The organism is Staphylococcus nepalensis, from assembly GCF_014635045.1.
Classification (GTDB): domain Bacteria; phylum Bacillota; class Bacilli; order Staphylococcales; family Staphylococcaceae; genus Staphylococcus; species Staphylococcus nepalensis.
The window spans coordinates 431,060-446,203 of record NZ_BMCF01000001.1; the positions used below are offsets into that span (position 1 = coordinate 431,060).

Sequence of the window (15,144 nt, forward strand, 5' to 3'; positions counted from 1 at the left end):
TATCTTATGACAATTCAAATTCAACGTATTTATGAAAAACCGCTTAAAGATGGTATACACATACTTGTTGATCGTGTTTGGCCAAGGGGTGTCTCAAAAGAAAAAGCAAACTTAGACCACTGGATCAAAGATATTGCACCAACAGCCGAATTAAGAAAGTGGTTTAACCATGACCCTCAACTTTACGCAGCCTTCAAAGAAAAATATGAAAAAGAACTACGTGAAAATAAGGATCAAAAACAAGCTTTCAATGATTTACAAGATATTATCGCTAACAGTAAGCAAGATGTGGTTTTATTATATAGCGCAAAAGACAAACAACATAATCAGGCCATTGTACTACAAGAATTATTACAATAAGGTGTGATTCATTATGACTACGCAGTATATCAATATTCAAGATTACGCCGTTCAAGAACTCATGCAACAAGACCCTACTTTAGCAAAACTCATACAACATATTGGCAATATAGAAATACACCTACGCCCCGATCCATTAAAATCATTAATTCGCTCTATTATCGGCCAACAAATCACTGTTAAAGCTGCTGCTGCGATTTTCCAAAGATTTTCGATAGCTATTCATGACATTTGGTCTGTGCAAGTCATTTCAAATTTAAGTGAAACAGAAATGCGCAATTTAGGTTTATCTAAATCTAAAATAAGCTACGTTCAAAATTTATTATCCCATGTGGAACAAAATAAACTTGACTTCACAGCTTTAAGTCGTTTAAATGATTCGGATGCTAAACATGCATTAACTGAAATTAAAGGGATTGGGCAATGGACAGCTGAAGTTTTTTTAATGTTCACATTGCAACGGCAAAATGTATTACCCATCTATGACGTTGGCTTACAAAAAGCTGCTCAATGGTTATATCAAACTTCAACTTTAGAAAGAAAAAAACAGCTCAAGCTCTGTAGAGAACGGTGGAGCCCCTATGCTTCCATAGGTGCTTTTTATTTATGGAAAGCCATTCATCAAAATCTTTTAAGTTATGATTCTATTGATTCACTTACAAATGAATGATTACGATTCAAACATAATATGACAAACATTTAACAGATTCAAATACAAGTTAATATCCGTTTTTCGAAATTTTGGAGTTCATACAGGACACAAATAACACCTCGTCAATCAATATAGTATATTCAAGAATTACTTAAAAATATAAAATCCCACTTCTCAAATAATCGAGTTAGTGGGATTTATACATGAATTTGGACAATTAATACTTAAATTAAACGCTATCTTCCTAGCCACCTTTTCTGAAATAGACAACAAATGATTTGAGAAGTATGCGATAACTGTGCCATCTCAACGGTTTTACTTCATTTGTTATCATTATAATCACCCTTATATTCAAACCATTTATTTTTTATAAAGACTTTCTTCTCCTTGTGGTAAAGATTCTATAAATTCTCTCGGATCTTCAGCGTAATCATTCCCAACGCCACCTTTCATTCTTTGAAAATGCAAATGTGGCCCAGAAGTCTGCGAACCCGTATTACCTGAAAGCGCAATGATTTCACCAGCTTTCACTTTATCTCCTGCTTCCACTTTAAACTCGTTTAAATGCATATACCATTGATGATACACACCATCTTCTTCCCTAATTTGGACTACTTTGCCTCCTAATTCATTATCAAATGTTCTAGTTACCGTACCATTTGTCGCAGCAGTAACGGGTGTATCTTTCCTTAATCCATAGTCTATGCCGTAGTGTTTGCCTTCAAAATCATTATATTTATATTCTCCAAACGATTCGGTTTCTCTACTCATATTAAAAACATCTTTATATGACTCGTCTCCATCTTCATCACGTGTGCCATCATTTTGTTCAACTAAGTTTTCTCTTACAAATTGTTGTATTGTGTCTAAATTTGTAAGCATTAATATCAACGGAACTAATATGACAATTAACAATATGATTGTTTTTAATGTATTTTTCAAATTTGGACTCACCTTTTAATTATATATTAATACCATAGTATACGTTTTTGGCAATGTGTTGCTAATCATTCAACTTGATAAAGCCTCATACTTTTGTCTTAAACTTAGTTAGTGATCACATAAAAAACGAGCGATATAACACCTATTTTTATCGGGTATATACGCTCGCTTACAATCATAATTCAATTTTTTAAAATATGAGTCTGCTTATAGCAGCATAACTTAATATAATGGTATTGAAGTGTTGGGTTATTTTAAATTATTGATTATAACTTCCTAATATATATTCAATTAAAGACCAAACACGTTCAACATCTACCGCTGTAGCAAAATAAGCATTTTTTTCTTTATTAGTGACATTGTTTAAATCAACAGACATCGTACCATAAGTTAATTGACTTTGATGTTCGATATCTATATGTGTTTGTTGCATTGTGAATAAATCAGGTTGTAATAAATACAAAATCGTGCATGCATCATGGATTGGACCGCCATCCATATCAAAATGTGTTTTATAAGTTGATTTGAAAAATTCTAATAATTCTACAACAAATCTAGATATTTCATTATCAATTCGACTAAATCTTTGAATCACTTCATCTGTCGCTAATACTTGGTGCGTGACATCTAAACCAAAGACATTAATTCTTATACCACTTTCAAAGACACGTTTAGCCGCTTCAGCGTCAACCCAAATATTAAATTCTGCCGTAGGTGTCCAATTCCCGAATGTACCACCACCCATTATCGTAATAGATTCAATAGATTGAGAAATACTTGGATCTTTAATTAAAGCCGTTGCTATATTAGTGAGTGGCCCTGTTGCAACAATTGTTACAGGTTCTGAACTTTGTTTTAAAGTTTTAATAATAACATCTGCTGCATGATGCTGTGTTGGCTTCAACACAGGCACCTCTGGTAATTTAGGTCCATCTAAACCAGAATCACCATGAATTTCTGAAGCAAATGAAGCAGGCTTTATAAGTGGACGGGTTGCGCCTACAGACACTTCAACGTCTCCTCTCCCCATCACTTCCAATACGTTAAGTGCATTTTTAGTGTTTTTTTCAACAGATTGGTTCCCAGCTACAGTTGTAACTGCTAATATATCAAGCGAACTATTTTTAGCGCCAGCTAGTATTAAAGCAATCGCATCATCATGCCCAGGGTCGCAATCCATTATTATCTTTTTACTCATTTACTACACTCCATCCGTTGTATATATTTTTAGATTTCAATTTAAGTTTGTTTATCAAGTTTATACTTTACTATTCCAATAGATTTTTATTATAGTGTGAAAAACATGCTATCCATTCACTATAAATTTTAAAATTGTCTTTAAAATCATCATACTACTTTTTTACTTTATTTGCCTAATTTTTTCCGAAAATTCAAACAAACAAACAAATGTATACTATCCATTTTAAAGTTAACTATATTTGCTCAATTCAAAAAAACTGGTAAATTAATAGCATTATACAATTTGAAGGAGGACTTAAATGAAAGCAATCTCCATTGGCGTTTTGGGTGCTTTATTTTTCTCTATTACTTTTATATTAAACCATGCAATGTCTAGCGATGGTAGCAGTTGGCTTTTTAGTGGATCACTTCGTTTTATTTTTATGTTTCCTTTTCTATTTGTTATCGTGATGTTTAAACAACGCCATCACCTCATTGTATTACATATCAAACAACATTTTTGGATGTGGCTATTGTGGAGTTCCTTTGGTTTTGTCTTTTTTTACGTACCAATCACTTTTGTATCCAACTATAGTCCAGGCTGGCTTATTTCTGCGACATGGCAATTTACCATTATCTGTGGGCTATTACTGGCTCCCTTTTTCTATGAATATATACAATATGAACAGAAAACGATCAAAGTCAGAGAACGTGTTTCATGGCGTTCACTAGGAACGTCAAGTATGACGGTTCTCGGCGTTATTATCATACAAATCCTCATATTTCAAATATCGACGTCCAAACCTTTATCTTATCTATTATGCCTTTAGTCGTTGCAGCCTTTGCTTATCCATTAGGCAATCGTAAAATGATGGCGCTTGTAGACAATGATTTAAATACAATTGAACGCATATACGGAATGACCTTAGTCACGTTACTATTTGGTTTATCATCTTTTTATTGGCATATTTACACAAGGTGTACCATCTTCAAATCAAATGGTACAAACTTTTTTCGTCGCTATATTCTCAGGCGTTATAGCAACAACGTTATTTTTCTACGCAACTCACACTGTGAAGCATAATCAAACTCAATTAGCTGCTGTTGAAGCAACACAATCAATGGAAATTGTTTTCACATTAGCTGGTGAAATGTTGTTACTAGGCTTGGTATTACCAGCATTAACAAGTTTAATTGGCATCGTCATTATAACTTTAGGTATTGTTGTTTATTGTTTCTTAAACAGTAAAATTAAAGAAAACACCCTAAAAAGTATAATACTATAATCAAATTCGTTTTATTGACAACTTGTTAATAAAGCAAGATAATTTGACTGATAAAGATGCGCAAAGCACAAATTTGGAGGTTATTAAATTGACTACTACTCATATAGATCCTCGTATTATAAGAACAAAAAAATTATTAATGGACGCTTTTCGTGAGACCGCAAAGGAAAAAAAGTTAGCCTCTATTACTGTTAAAGATATTACTGAGCGCGCTACTGTTAATCGTGCTACTTTTTACGCTCATTTTTATGATAAGTATGACATCATGGATTATACATTGTCTGAAACTATCTTAAAAAATTTAAATCAATCTCTCAACATGGTCGCCGAGTTAGATGATATAGCATTATGTAAATGTTTCATTACGATTACCAGTTATATTCAAGACACTCATGAAGAATGCCGCCTAAACAGTGAGGCTTATGGAGAAATCGTAGAAAAGAAAATTAAAGAAGCATTGGAAGATATTTTCTTAAATTTAATGGTCGATAAACACCATAACATAGATAGAGAAACGCTTGCTACAAGTGCACGTTTTCTTTCGTGGGGTTTATATGGCATCGCCAAACATTGGTTCCATTCAAGTGATTTACCAGCTGAAACATATATCAATAATTCATTGCCTTTCATTACGTCTCAATTATCTAACTCAAAATAATATAATTTTTTAATTTTAATACTGCAAATCTCTGTTTTATATAATTTTCATTGTATTGAAAGCGTTTTATTTTACTGATATAGTTATTTTAAATTTAAAATAACTATATTTTTTAATAATTCTATACGAAGGCAGGGAGCAATTTGAATTCTAAAATGACTGTAGGCGGTAATAAATTAATTTTGGCACTAGTTTTATCTATTTTAACTTATTGGCTATTCGCTCAATCTTTTTTAAATATCGGGCCTCTCGTACAACAAACCTATACAACGAGTGATGCGTTACTTAATATTGCAGTTAGTTTAACATCTTTATTTACAGGGGTATTTATGGTGGCAGCAGGCGGATTCGCAGACAAATTTGGCCGTGTTAAAATCATGCGTATTGGGCTGACTTTAAGTATCATAGGCTCTATCTTAGTGATTATTTCTGATTTTACATTTTTACTATTACTTGGTAGGGCAATACAAGGTTTTTCAGCAGCATGCTTAATGCCAGCAACGATTTCATTAATTAATACATATTACCATGATAAGGAACGACATAAAGCGTTAAGTATGTGGTCAATAGGTTCATACGGTGGGACTGGTTTATCATCTGTATTTGCAGGGCTTATTGCGACTTATATTGGTTGGCAATGGATTTTTATTGCGTCCATTATCGTGACACTCATTGTGCTTTTAATGATTAAAGATGTTCCTGAAGCAAAGGCTACGCAAAGTCATACTTCAAAATTTGATTTCTGGGGTCTTGTTTTATTCGTTATAAGCACGTTGAGCATCAATATTGTGATTACTCAAGGCGGCGATATCGGATGGTATAATCCAACTATCATTATATTAGTGCTTGTGTTTGTTATCACATTAACCCTTTTTTATTTTTACGAAAAACGAAAAAGAGAACCACTTATTGATTTTTCTCTTTTTTCAAGTCGCTACTTTATCGGTACAGTGACATCTAATTTCTTACTTAATACATCTATAGGTGCCCTTGCACTTTATAATATTTTTACACAGCAACATTTCCATCTTACTGGATTCGTTTCAGGATTAATTACCTTACCTTATATGTTTGGTGTATTAATAACGATAAGAATTGGTGAGCGTATGATGGAAACGCATGAAGCTAAGAAACCAATGAAGTTAGGTTCACTCATAGTCACTTTAGGTATCTTACTCTTATCATTATCTTTTTTACCTACACCTATATATATTATAGGTAGTCTAATCGGTTTTTTATGTTTTGGTATGGGTCTGGGCTTTTTTGCGACACCTGGTCTTAATACAGCAGTAGTACATACACCTAAAGAAAAATTAGGTATCGCTTCAGGTATTTACAAAATGGTTGCAACTATTGGTGCTGCATTTGGTATTACAATTTTCACAACGGTTTATCTCGTTATTGATGAACATGTGTCTCGTACAACTGGTAGTTTCATTGCATTTTTAGTGTGCGCATTATTTATGTTTTTATCATTTATTTCCACACGTTTTATTATTCCAGAAGCCAAAGAAAAAGAATTATTTTAAATTAGTACAATGTTCAGTTTTAACCATTCATATAACAGACACCTCGTTTAATACGCTACATGAGCGTAATTTTATTAAACGAGGTGTTTTTATAATTTCATATTTTTTTATATTTTCTAAGTCTATGAATTAACTATTATTATTGTTGATAAATTGTAATATATCACCAGTTAACGGTACGGCGCTATTACTTTCACCTTCAACGCCACCATAATGTAAACCGATTAATTCATTATTACTGTTAAATACAGGTGATCCTGAATTTCCACCATATGTACTTGCATTATATGTTAATGTCTCACTATTACCATTGATTATTTCGCCAGAACTTTCCCACATGGTTGCTAAAGGTTTATCTCCAGGGTAACCAGTCACTGTTATTGGATTATCTTTAGAAACAGTTGAAGCATCCTGAATCGTCGCAGGTTCAACCACTTCTCCTACAGATTGGCCGTCATCATTTTTATTTAAATGAACAAGCACTAAATCAGCATCTCCAGGATATGCTTGTGTATCTTTTTCAGAAAATGTACCATACGGGAACTGACTATCATTTTCAGCAGCTGGCGCAAAAGATAGATTTCCATTAGAAAGATCCGCAACGTGTTTATTCGTTAATATTGTGTTTTCACCAATAACAACACCTGTAGCTATACTTTCACCCGCCTCTATATAGCCAATCGATTGATAATGTCCTGTTTGAGTATTTTCAATTTGATGTCGATCTTCACCCGGTAAGACGACTCTAGGCGACATATTACCTGCAGGCTTATTATCGTTTGTTTGCTGTGTCTCTGATGATGTATGATTCAAAGTTTTATCTTGTGTTTGTGCATGTATAGATGAATTCACAGCACTTAAAAAAATGAGCAAGCTTCCTACGACTGTACTGACTATAAATTTTTTAATCAAAATGAACCTACCTCCTATAAAAGTGATTACGCTTTCAATTTACAGAACTTTTCAAACTTAATCAATTATTATTAATTCTTCATATCAATTTTATAGTTATTATAATATTTTCAAAATGAATTTATATCAAATTATTATATTTACGAAACAAGAATTAAACAACAACATCATCATAATGTTGCTTAAGCAATCAATCTATAAACATGTTGTTTGCATTATATTTGAAATGAGCATATAATCAATCTAAACAACACATGTTACTTAGTTAACTTTCGTTGTTTAATTTGATCAGATAGGAGGGATAGACGTGACAACAATCCAAACACACAATGGTTTCAAACGGACTTTTCGAAAGAACTATTTAACCTTAGGTTTAATGTTACCTTTTGATGACTCTGAAAATATCGCATTGTCGTTTGATAAACAAGTCGAGTTAACACAATATGCTGAAGCACTTGGATTCACGAGCCTTTTTGTTAGGGATAATCCTTTATATAGCCCACACTTAGGTAATGTAACGACAAACTACGATCCGTTTGTATTTTTAACTTTCATCGCTGCCAACACATCAAAAATTGCTCTCGGAACATCTAGCATTGTTGCTACATTACGTCATCCAATTCATATAGCTAAAGCAGCTACTTCTCTTGATTTGATCTCAAACGAGCGATTGTTATTAGGTTTAGCAACAGGCGACCGTCAATTTGAATTTCCAGCATTTAAAATAGATTCAAATAACTTAAGTCAACATTTCCAATCAGCAGTTTCATCATTAAATGAACTATGGCAAACACACTCGCCTCAAATTTCAAATGATTTATTTGATTTGTATGAGGACTCAGGGTTACAAATATTACCAAAGCATAAACATATTCCTATGTTTGCGACTGGTTACGCTAAACAAGACATTCATTGGCTTAAACAGCATATGGACGGATGGTTATTTTACCCACAGCCATTCCAACAGCAAAAAGATTTACTACAAAAATGGCATAACAATGGTATATTCAAACCTTTTATGCATCCATTAGTCATTGATTTATCAATAAATCCAGATGAACTTGTAAAGCCTGTTAAAGGCGGATATAGATTAGGTAGAAACACTTTATTAAAAATATTAAAAGCGTATGAACGTATTGGGACAAATCATATAATGATACAATTCATAACAAATGAAAGAACGTATAAAGATATATTAGCTGAGGTGGGTAATGAAATTATGCCACACTTTCCACCTCATCATACTCAGGAGGAATTAGTGAATGAAATTATTAGATAGAATTAATCATTTAGCAAATAAAGAAAAGTTACAACCTTTAACAGTTGAAGAAAAACAAGAGCAACACACTTTAAGACAAGAATATTTACAAATGATTCGTGGCCAAGTAGTGAATACATTTTCTGCCTTAAAAGTGGTTGATCCCCTAGGTGAAGATGTTACACCAGATAAAGTTTATAAATTACGTGAAGAAATGGGTACTTTAAACTTAGACTAAAGGTTAGAAAACAAGACAAATAGCGCATTTTTTAAAATGATTGTCTTGCCCGATCTGGCAAAGCAGACTGAGAAAAACGTTTAGTTTGAGAGAATTACATGACTATAAGCTCATGTATTGCTTATATTATATTTGTGACCGAGACATCAATAATGTCTCGGCCGCTTTTATTTTAAATACAGTCATTGGTATCCTATAGTAATTTAATGATTTATTATTTTATCCATCGAACGTGCTACGCTATCAGCATACATACCACCAAATTTTAGTAAATGAACCATCAACAAATATAAGCGATAAAATTCAAGGCGTTCATTGACTCCATTACTTAACGGGTAATGTTTATCATATGCATGATAAAAATCTTGAGTAAATCCACCAAATACTGTAGTAATACCTAAATCAAATTCTCTATCACCGTATAAGGGCGCAGGGTCAAATAAAGCAGGGTCTCCATTTTCTAAAAACATGTAGTTCCCACCCCATAAATCACCATGTAATAAAGATGGTTTGCTTTTATGCTTATCTAATGCGTTTACAATGACTGCTCTTACCTTGTAATATTTATCCACGTCCTCATCTGCCCATAAACCTTTATTTACCAAAGCTTCTTTTAAGTGATCTAAACGCTGCTCTACAAATATAGTCTTCCAATGATCTGACCAACTATTATCAAACGAAATATCTCCGCCTTCATAAGGCAGTCCAAAGCCAAATTTACCTTCTGGCTGTTGATAACTATGCATTTTAGCTACAAGCTTTCCTAATTCAGTTTGGCTGCCTTGCGTACCTTCATTTAAAAAGGTTAGTAAAAGATAAGCGTCACCGTTTACTTCTCCGTTATCGACAACTCTAGGCGCTGTGATTCCAGCTTGTTCGAATAAATCGAGTCCTGCTACTTCTGCATCAAAAAAGGTTTTACTTCTACCACGCTGTACTAATAAAAAATAAGGCTCTTGAGTTGTTTCTACTCTAAAGGCTTCATTGACGTCTCCACCACTCACTGGTGTAATTTTTTCTATATGTTCTAATGGGAGTTGTGACTGCCATTGCTCTTTCATAAAATATCCCTCCGTATTTTAAGCATCACTCTACTATTACCGTTTTTCGCTATATTTAATCAAATCTAACGCTTTTCGATTGATGTGAAACTTATATTAATTATTTTTATTTATACTAGGCATATGATTACTAAAATGCTAGTCTATTAAAGACAATTATTTTCATAATAAACGATAACTATTACATCATTTTTATCTATTACTAATTTCGATAAATGGAGCGATTATTACATGTATAAATTAATTAAACCACTTTTATTTCAATTCGATCCTGAAAAAGCACATGGTATGACTGTTAATGCGCTTAAAACTTCACAAAAACACTCTCAATTTTTACCGATACTAGAGAAATTATTTTATTATAAGCATGATATATTATCTCAAAATATTAAAGGCATCCATTTTGAGAACCCTGTTGGTTTAGCTGCTGGATTTGATAAATCTTGCGAAGTGCCAAAAGCGTTAGAAAAATTAGGTTTTGGCGCGCTCGAATTAGGCGGCATTACGCCTAAACCACAACCTGGCAACACTAAGCCACGTATGTATCGTTTAGTAGAAGACGATGCGCTAATCAACCGTATGGGGTTCAATAATTTGGGAATGCATAAAGCACTAAGTAATTTACGAAAATTTAATTATGAAACGCCTATCGGTCTTAATGTAGGTGTCAATAAAGCAACGCCGTATGAACAACGTTATGAAGATTACATAAAAGTCATCGATACATTCAAACATGATGTTGCTTTTTTCACTGTTAATATCAGTTCTCCAAATACAGAAAACTTGCAAAGCTTTCATGATGAAGATGAATTTTCTCAATTATGTTCAGCTATTCAAACTTATAAAATTCAATATGAAATTGACGTTCCTATTTTTATCAAGTTAACATCTGACCTTAGTGTAGGAACTTTAACACGCATGCTTGAATCCATCACACAAACTTTCGACGGCATTATGTTAGCTAATACGACTCAAAAACGTGAGCATTTGCAATCTGCTAATCAAAAAGAAACTGGCGGTTTAAGTGGCCGTCCTCTATTTGAACGCAATTTGCAATTGATTGCTCATACCTACCAAAAAACACAAGGCAAATTTTTAATTATTGGTACAGGCGGTATATTTAATGTAGATGATACGATTAAAATGTTACGCCACGGTGCTTCGCTTGTACAAATTTACAGTGCCTTAGTATTTGAAGGGCCGGGCTTACCAAAAAAAATTAATAAACAGCTTGCTCAATATTTACAAGCGCATGGCTACCGTCATATTAATGATATTATTGGACTAGACGTATAATGTATTTTTATTTTGCAATCAAATGACTTATTTAAAATATTAGTAGTGATATTGTGATAGTTTTTATATTATAGGGTAAACAAATATTGAAGGAGGCGCTACAATGTATAAAAATATATTACTAGCTTATGATTTTGATAATTCATTTAATAACGTCCCAAATGAATTACAAAATTTAACTACTGGTGTTGATGACGCCAAAATCACTATTTTCAATGTTATTCCTGAAGGAGATTTACAAACTTCTGTGCGTTATGATGGCGTACATTTTAAAGAATTAGCAGATGAAAAAGGAAAAACGTTAACACCCTTTGTTGAAAAATTAGAAGAACTGGGGTTAAAAACGCAAGTAAAATTCAGTAGCGGTTATATTAAACAAGCCATACTGAAAGAAATCGAAATGCATCATTATGATATTATTGTTATGAGTAATAAACGCGCGAAGTCAGATATTAAAAATGTGTTAGGAAACGTAACACACAAGATTGCTAATAGCGCAAATATTCCTGTCCTTATCGTAAAATAATAACCTATAATAAATTAAAAACTCATTGTTCATATAAATAACGTCTCATATGACGTTACTTAAAGACCAATGAGTTTTTTTTATATAGTGAAAGAAATCAAACGACGCCTGACTTAGCTATCCTTGGGGCATTTGTGTTAAATAAGTTTCAATAACTTGTAACACCCCTGACTCGTCATTAGAGGGTGCGCGGTAATTTGCAGTTGCAGCAACTTCTGGGCTGCAGTTTGCCATCGCATAACTGTAAGGTGTTAAGGCTAACATTTCAATATCATTATTAGCATCTCCAAAAGCTAGCAATTCATTCGTTTGTATTCCCCAGCTGTCCAAAAGTGCTTCAATCGCGACGCCTTTATTCACTTTAGGAAGTATGATATCCAAACTATCATTGCCACTTGTCACAGCTCTTAGTTTCTCGCCATATTTGTTTTTCAAGCCTTGCATTACATTTTCTAAAAGTGTTTGATCTTTAATTCTAAGTGCCATTTTAACAAATTCATCTTGATTAATACTTTTAAAATCTGAAACCTTTTTTATATGATAATAATATTTATATAAAAATGACAAGAAATCATCGCTAACATAATCCAACACATACGCCGTGTTTAGGCCACTTAATACTACGTCTTGAATATGGTAATGGTTTATAATTAAATCTAAGACGTCAGCCACAAGGTGTTTATCAAAATAATGCGCTGTCACTAACGCCTCATTTTGATAAGTCACTGCGCCATTTTCAGCTACATAGGTTATCTGATTGTCTTTTTCAGGAAAAAATGAACGTAATTGTGCGTATTGATTACCACTCGCAACTATAAATTTAATATGTTTTTCTATCATTATTTCAAAAAGTTGATTAAAATAGCGTTCATCAAATGTATTATCAGATTTAAAAAACGTGCCATCTTTATCGACTGCTATTGCTTTTATCACATGCTACACCTTCCATTCTTGTACAAATCCTTATGACTTTGATTTTCTCACATTCCCAGACACACCACAACAACATTAAATAAACAAAGCACCATAGCAGCATGCATCTATGATTCACACTTTTTCTAATCTTTCCATTATTATTTAATACACAATCACTTGCTTTCCCTTAGCAGTTACACCACATAACATTCATTTTAGTATGAATGATGTGCGTCGATATGTGACATGCTATGATTCATTCATGATGCCTATTAATCGTGCGCTTCCATTTTTGTTAACGTTCTAATGCTTTCTAAATTCACTTGTTTTAAAAGTTGTTCGTAAGTGTTAAGTGCTTTTTTAGTTTCTATCTCACCTGCATCTGTTAAATAAATATACATGGCTCTTTGATCTTCTATACATTCTTGTCTATAAACAAACGCAATTTCTGTTTTTTCCATTCTGACAATCAGTCTAGACATAGCGCTTTGGCTTAAATCTACCACTTTAATTAAGTCATTTATTTTATACTTTTTATTTTCTGATTTATAAATTTCATATAAAACGTAAAATTCTTTAAGACTTAAATGGTATTGCTCTTTTAATTTTCTTTCAATCATCATTTCAATATAGTGTATATATTTGGTCATTTTAATCCAGTTGTCTATCTTTTGTTCTTTGTTCATCGTACATCTCCCCTAATTCAATCGAAACTTACCATTATTAAATCATACATTTCAATTATGTTATATCAAAAACAGCTTTGTTTTTAATTTGCCATTTTCTATCAGCAACATTTTTTATAAAATTCGAATCATGTGATGTAAATAATATAATTCCCGGATACTTATTCATAAACTGCTCTAATGCTGTGATTGTTTTTATATCTAAAAAATTAGTCGGTTCATCTAAAATAAGCATATTGGCTTTGGTAGAAAATAATATAGCTAAAGATAACTTAGTTCTTTCACCACCACTTAAATCTACACAAGAACGATCTAACGCTTCATTTAGTCCTAGATTATTTAAAATAGCACGTGCAAACGATGAGGTTGCGCCCGTTTTTTCAATTAAATATTGTAATAATGGTACATCATACATATCTTGGTAAGAAAGCTGTTGATAATATGCCATCTCAATTTTAGGTGAACAATCAATACTTGGGTCGCGCTGGTAAATCGTTTCAAATAAAGATGTTTTACCACTACCATTTTCCCCAATAATCGCTATATTTTTCGCATAAGGTATCTGAAAACGAGCATGTGATAATATGTCGTTACCTTCTTTGATAATATTCAAGTCTTGTGCAACGATCGGGTAATGATTATGCACATCATAGATTTTACTATGTGGAAATTGAAACTGATTTTCAGCTTGTGGTTTTTCGATTTTTTCTAATTGCGCCATGCGTTTTTCAATATGTTTAGCTTGCTTCTGTGTTGCTTTTTCAACTGTATCTTTTTGTTTAGAGCCGCTTAAACGGTCGGGCGACATACTTTTACTTTTATGTTTTGCAGAAGCCGTTTGGATTTGTTGCGCTTTTTTACGTTTATTATCGCTTGCGTGCGCTAATCGTTTCTTTTCATTTATATAATTGTCATATTGCCTTTGTTTCTCCATATTTTCTAGTCCCAACTGACGCTCATACTGCGAATAGTTCCCTTTAAATACGCGTATTGTACCATCATTTTGTATGTCCCATATCGTGTCTACAACTTCATCAAGTACGTCTCTATCATGACTCACTATAATTAAAGTGCCATAATAAAATTTTAGTGTCTGAATCAGATAATCAACACTCGCATAATCCAAATGATTGGTCGGTTCATCTAACAGTAGTATTGGGCTATAATTTGAAATAACAGTTGCGAGTTTGTACTTCGCCTTTTCGCCGCCGCTCATTTTACCAATTTCTGCCATAGGTAGCTGAAGTTCACTTAAAATACTGCCATCTAACGTATTTATCTCAATATTTTCTGGCGTATCTATTTGTTTGAAATATTGTATCTCTTCCTTAACATCAACGCTACCCTTTTCTACTAGGCTAGGTTGTGTGATCATGTTGAGTAATGTTGTCTTCCCAGTACCATTATTGCCAATCACTCCAATTTTTTCAAATTGATAAGCATATAAATTTTCTATTTTTAAAAAACGAGTATCAGTCAGTGATTGGTTAATCTGATGTAATTTGATTGTATATTGTTCCATGTTTAGTTAATACACTCCTTAAAATTAAAGGGCGTGTACGCAAAAAAGAGACAGGTTTCTCCCGTCTCATCCGCTATATAAATCATAAATGTTCTTTTAAAAAGATACTGAAATTTATAACTTA

At 32.8% G+C, this 15,144-nt stretch carries 16 protein-coding genes and 1 pseudogene; 10 read left to right on the plus strand and 7 right to left on the minus strand.

Going from position 1 to position 15,144, the window contains the following annotated elements; genetic code table 11:
- The first annotated feature begins 6 nt into the window (after positions 1–6).
- Together IEU88_RS02045 and IEU88_RS02050 are read left to right on the plus strand one after the other, a co-directional pair.
- Positions 7–360, plus strand: coding sequence for a DUF488 domain-containing protein (locus IEU88_RS02045; protein WP_096808349.1), 354 nt, complete (start codon positions 7–9; stop codon positions 358–360).
- A 13-nt stretch (positions 361–373) separates the two neighbouring features.
- Entirely contained in the window at positions 374–1,030 is a 657-nt protein-coding gene (locus IEU88_RS02050) for a DNA-3-methyladenine glycosylase family protein (RefSeq protein WP_096808348.1), read from the plus strand.
- Between the two features lie 342 nt (positions 1,031–1,372).
- On the opposite strand, the gene IEU88_RS02055 is transcribed toward IEU88_RS02050, so the two are convergent.
- Together IEU88_RS02055 and IEU88_RS02060 are read right to left on the minus strand one after the other, a co-directional pair.
- Positions 1,373–1,894, minus strand: a complete 522-nt coding sequence (locus IEU88_RS02055) for a M23 family metallopeptidase (RefSeq protein ID WP_229718989.1) — start codon at positions 1,892–1,894, stop codon at positions 1,373–1,375.
- A 319-nt stretch (positions 1,895–2,213) separates the two neighbouring features.
- Positions 2,214–3,152 (minus strand): nucleoside hydrolase, encoded by a 939-nt coding sequence (locus tag IEU88_RS02060; protein ID WP_096808346.1) that lies wholly within the window; start codon positions 3,150–3,152, stop codon positions 2,214–2,216.
- A gap of 301 nt (positions 3,153–3,453) precedes the next feature.
- Between IEU88_RS02060 and IEU88_RS13745 the strand changes: the two are divergent.
- The 4 genes and pseudogenes from IEU88_RS13745 to IEU88_RS02075 all read left to right on the plus strand — a co-directional run.
- Positions 3,454–4,016: pseudogene (locus IEU88_RS13745) on the plus strand (multidrug resistance efflux transporter family protein); the annotation flags it as partial.
- Between the two features lie 58 nt (positions 4,017–4,074).
- Complete coding sequence (locus tag IEU88_RS13750; protein WP_255312516.1) at positions 4,075–4,419, plus strand: multidrug resistance efflux transporter family protein; 345 nt, start codon at positions 4,075–4,077, stop codon at positions 4,417–4,419.
- An 88-nt stretch (positions 4,420–4,507) separates the two neighbouring features.
- Entirely contained in the window at positions 4,508–5,077 is a 570-nt protein-coding gene (locus tag IEU88_RS02070) for a TetR/AcrR family transcriptional regulator (protein WP_096808345.1), read from the plus strand.
- A 155-nt stretch (positions 5,078–5,232) separates the two neighbouring features.
- Positions 5,233–6,606 carry an MFS transporter gene (locus IEU88_RS02075; protein WP_170006854.1) on the plus strand — a complete coding sequence of 458 codons (1,374 nt, stop codon included), beginning with the start codon at positions 5,233–5,235 and terminating at the stop codon, positions 6,604–6,606.
- A 129-nt stretch (positions 6,607–6,735) separates the two neighbouring features.
- On the opposite strand, the gene IEU88_RS02080 is transcribed toward IEU88_RS02075, so the two are convergent.
- Positions 6,736–7,518 (minus strand): trypsin-like serine peptidase, encoded by a 783-nt coding sequence (locus tag IEU88_RS02080; protein ID WP_229718978.1) that lies wholly within the window; start codon positions 7,516–7,518, stop codon positions 6,736–6,738.
- Positions 7,519–7,825: 307 nt separating this feature from the next.
- Here IEU88_RS02080 and IEU88_RS02085 point away from each other — a divergent pair, with 307 nt between their 5' ends.
- Positions 7,826–8,797: an LLM class oxidoreductase gene (locus IEU88_RS02085; RefSeq protein ID WP_103372798.1), complete on the plus strand. Its 972-nt coding sequence runs from the start codon at positions 7,826–7,828 to the stop codon at positions 8,795–8,797.
- Positions 8,781–9,014, plus strand: a complete 234-nt coding sequence (locus tag IEU88_RS02090; RefSeq protein ID WP_096808342.1) for a DUF896 domain-containing protein — start codon at positions 8,781–8,783, stop codon at positions 9,012–9,014. Before IEU88_RS02085 ends, IEU88_RS02090 begins: the two co-directional genes overlap by 17 nt.
- A 203-nt stretch (positions 9,015–9,217) precedes the next feature.
- Here IEU88_RS02090 and IEU88_RS02095 read toward each other — a convergent pair whose 3' ends face one another.
- Positions 9,218–10,075 carry a fructosamine kinase family protein gene (locus IEU88_RS02095; RefSeq protein WP_103372799.1) on the minus strand — a complete coding sequence of 286 codons (858 nt, stop codon included), beginning with the start codon at positions 10,073–10,075 and terminating at the stop codon, positions 9,218–9,220.
- Positions 10,076–10,306: 231 nt separating this feature from the next.
- Here IEU88_RS02095 and IEU88_RS02100 point away from each other — a divergent pair, with 231 nt between their 5' ends.
- Positions 10,307–11,371 carry a quinone-dependent dihydroorotate dehydrogenase gene (locus tag IEU88_RS02100; RefSeq protein WP_103372800.1) on the plus strand — a complete coding sequence of 355 codons (1,065 nt, stop codon included), beginning with the start codon at positions 10,307–10,309 and terminating at the stop codon, positions 11,369–11,371.
- A gap of 103 nt (positions 11,372–11,474) precedes the next feature.
- Positions 11,475–11,897 carry a universal stress protein gene (locus IEU88_RS02105; RefSeq protein WP_096808339.1) on the plus strand — a complete coding sequence of 141 codons (423 nt, stop codon included), beginning with the start codon at positions 11,475–11,477 and terminating at the stop codon, positions 11,895–11,897.
- 117 nt (positions 11,898–12,014) lie between these two features.
- Here the strand turns inward: IEU88_RS02105 and IEU88_RS02110 are convergent, their stop codons facing one another.
- The 3 genes from IEU88_RS02110 to abc-f form a co-directional block, all read right to left on the minus strand.
- Positions 12,015–12,830, minus strand: coding sequence for a Cof-type HAD-IIB family hydrolase (locus IEU88_RS02110; protein WP_096808338.1), 816 nt, complete (start codon positions 12,828–12,830; stop codon positions 12,015–12,017).
- 254 nt (positions 12,831–13,084) lie between these two features.
- Positions 13,085–13,498: a transcriptional regulator, SarA/Rot family gene (locus IEU88_RS02115; protein ID WP_096808337.1), complete on the minus strand. Its 414-nt coding sequence runs from the start codon at positions 13,496–13,498 to the stop codon at positions 13,085–13,087.
- Positions 13,499–13,553: 55 nt separating this feature from the next.
- Positions 13,554–15,020, minus strand: coding sequence for a ribosomal protection-like ABC-F family protein (abc-f, locus tag IEU88_RS02120; RefSeq protein WP_103372801.1), 1,467 nt, complete (start codon positions 15,018–15,020; stop codon positions 13,554–13,556).
- Positions 15,021–15,144: the final 124 nt, after the last annotated feature.

Excerpts from the sequence above, each read along its gene's own strand:
- IEU88_RS02105 (WP_096808339.1), top strand. The coding sequence starts at position 11,475 with ATGTATAAAAATATATTACTAGCTTATGATTTTGATAATTCATTTAAT.
- IEU88_RS02045 (WP_096808349.1), top strand. The coding sequence starts at position 7 with ATGACAATTCAAATTCAACGTATTTATGAAAAACCGCTTAAAGATGGT.
- abc-f (WP_103372801.1), bottom strand. The coding sequence starts at position 15,020 with ATGGAACAATATACAATCAAATTACATCAGATTAACCAATCACTGACT.
- IEU88_RS02095 (WP_103372799.1), bottom strand. The coding sequence starts at position 10,075 with ATGAAAGAGCAATGGCAGTCACAACTCCCATTAGAACATATAGAAAAA.
- IEU88_RS02050 (WP_096808348.1), top strand. The coding sequence starts at position 374 with ATGACTACGCAGTATATCAATATTCAAGATTACGCCGTTCAAGAACTC.
- IEU88_RS02115 (WP_096808337.1), bottom strand. The coding sequence starts at position 13,498 with ATGAACAAAGAACAAAAGATAGACAACTGGATTAAAATGACCAAATAT.
- IEU88_RS02055 (WP_229718989.1), bottom strand. The coding sequence starts at position 1,894 with ATGCTTACAAATTTAGACACAATACAACAATTTGTAAGAGAAAACTTA.
- IEU88_RS02060 (WP_096808346.1), bottom strand. The coding sequence starts at position 3,152 with ATGAGTAAAAAGATAATAATGGATTGCGACCCTGGGCATGATGATGCG.
- IEU88_RS02100 (WP_103372800.1), top strand. The coding sequence starts at position 10,307 with ATGTATAAATTAATTAAACCACTTTTATTTCAATTCGATCCTGAAAAA.
- IEU88_RS02090 (WP_096808342.1), top strand. The coding sequence starts at position 8,781 with ATGAAATTATTAGATAGAATTAATCATTTAGCAAATAAAGAAAAGTTA.
- IEU88_RS02075 (WP_170006854.1), top strand. The coding sequence starts at position 5,233 with ATGACTGTAGGCGGTAATAAATTAATTTTGGCACTAGTTTTATCTATT.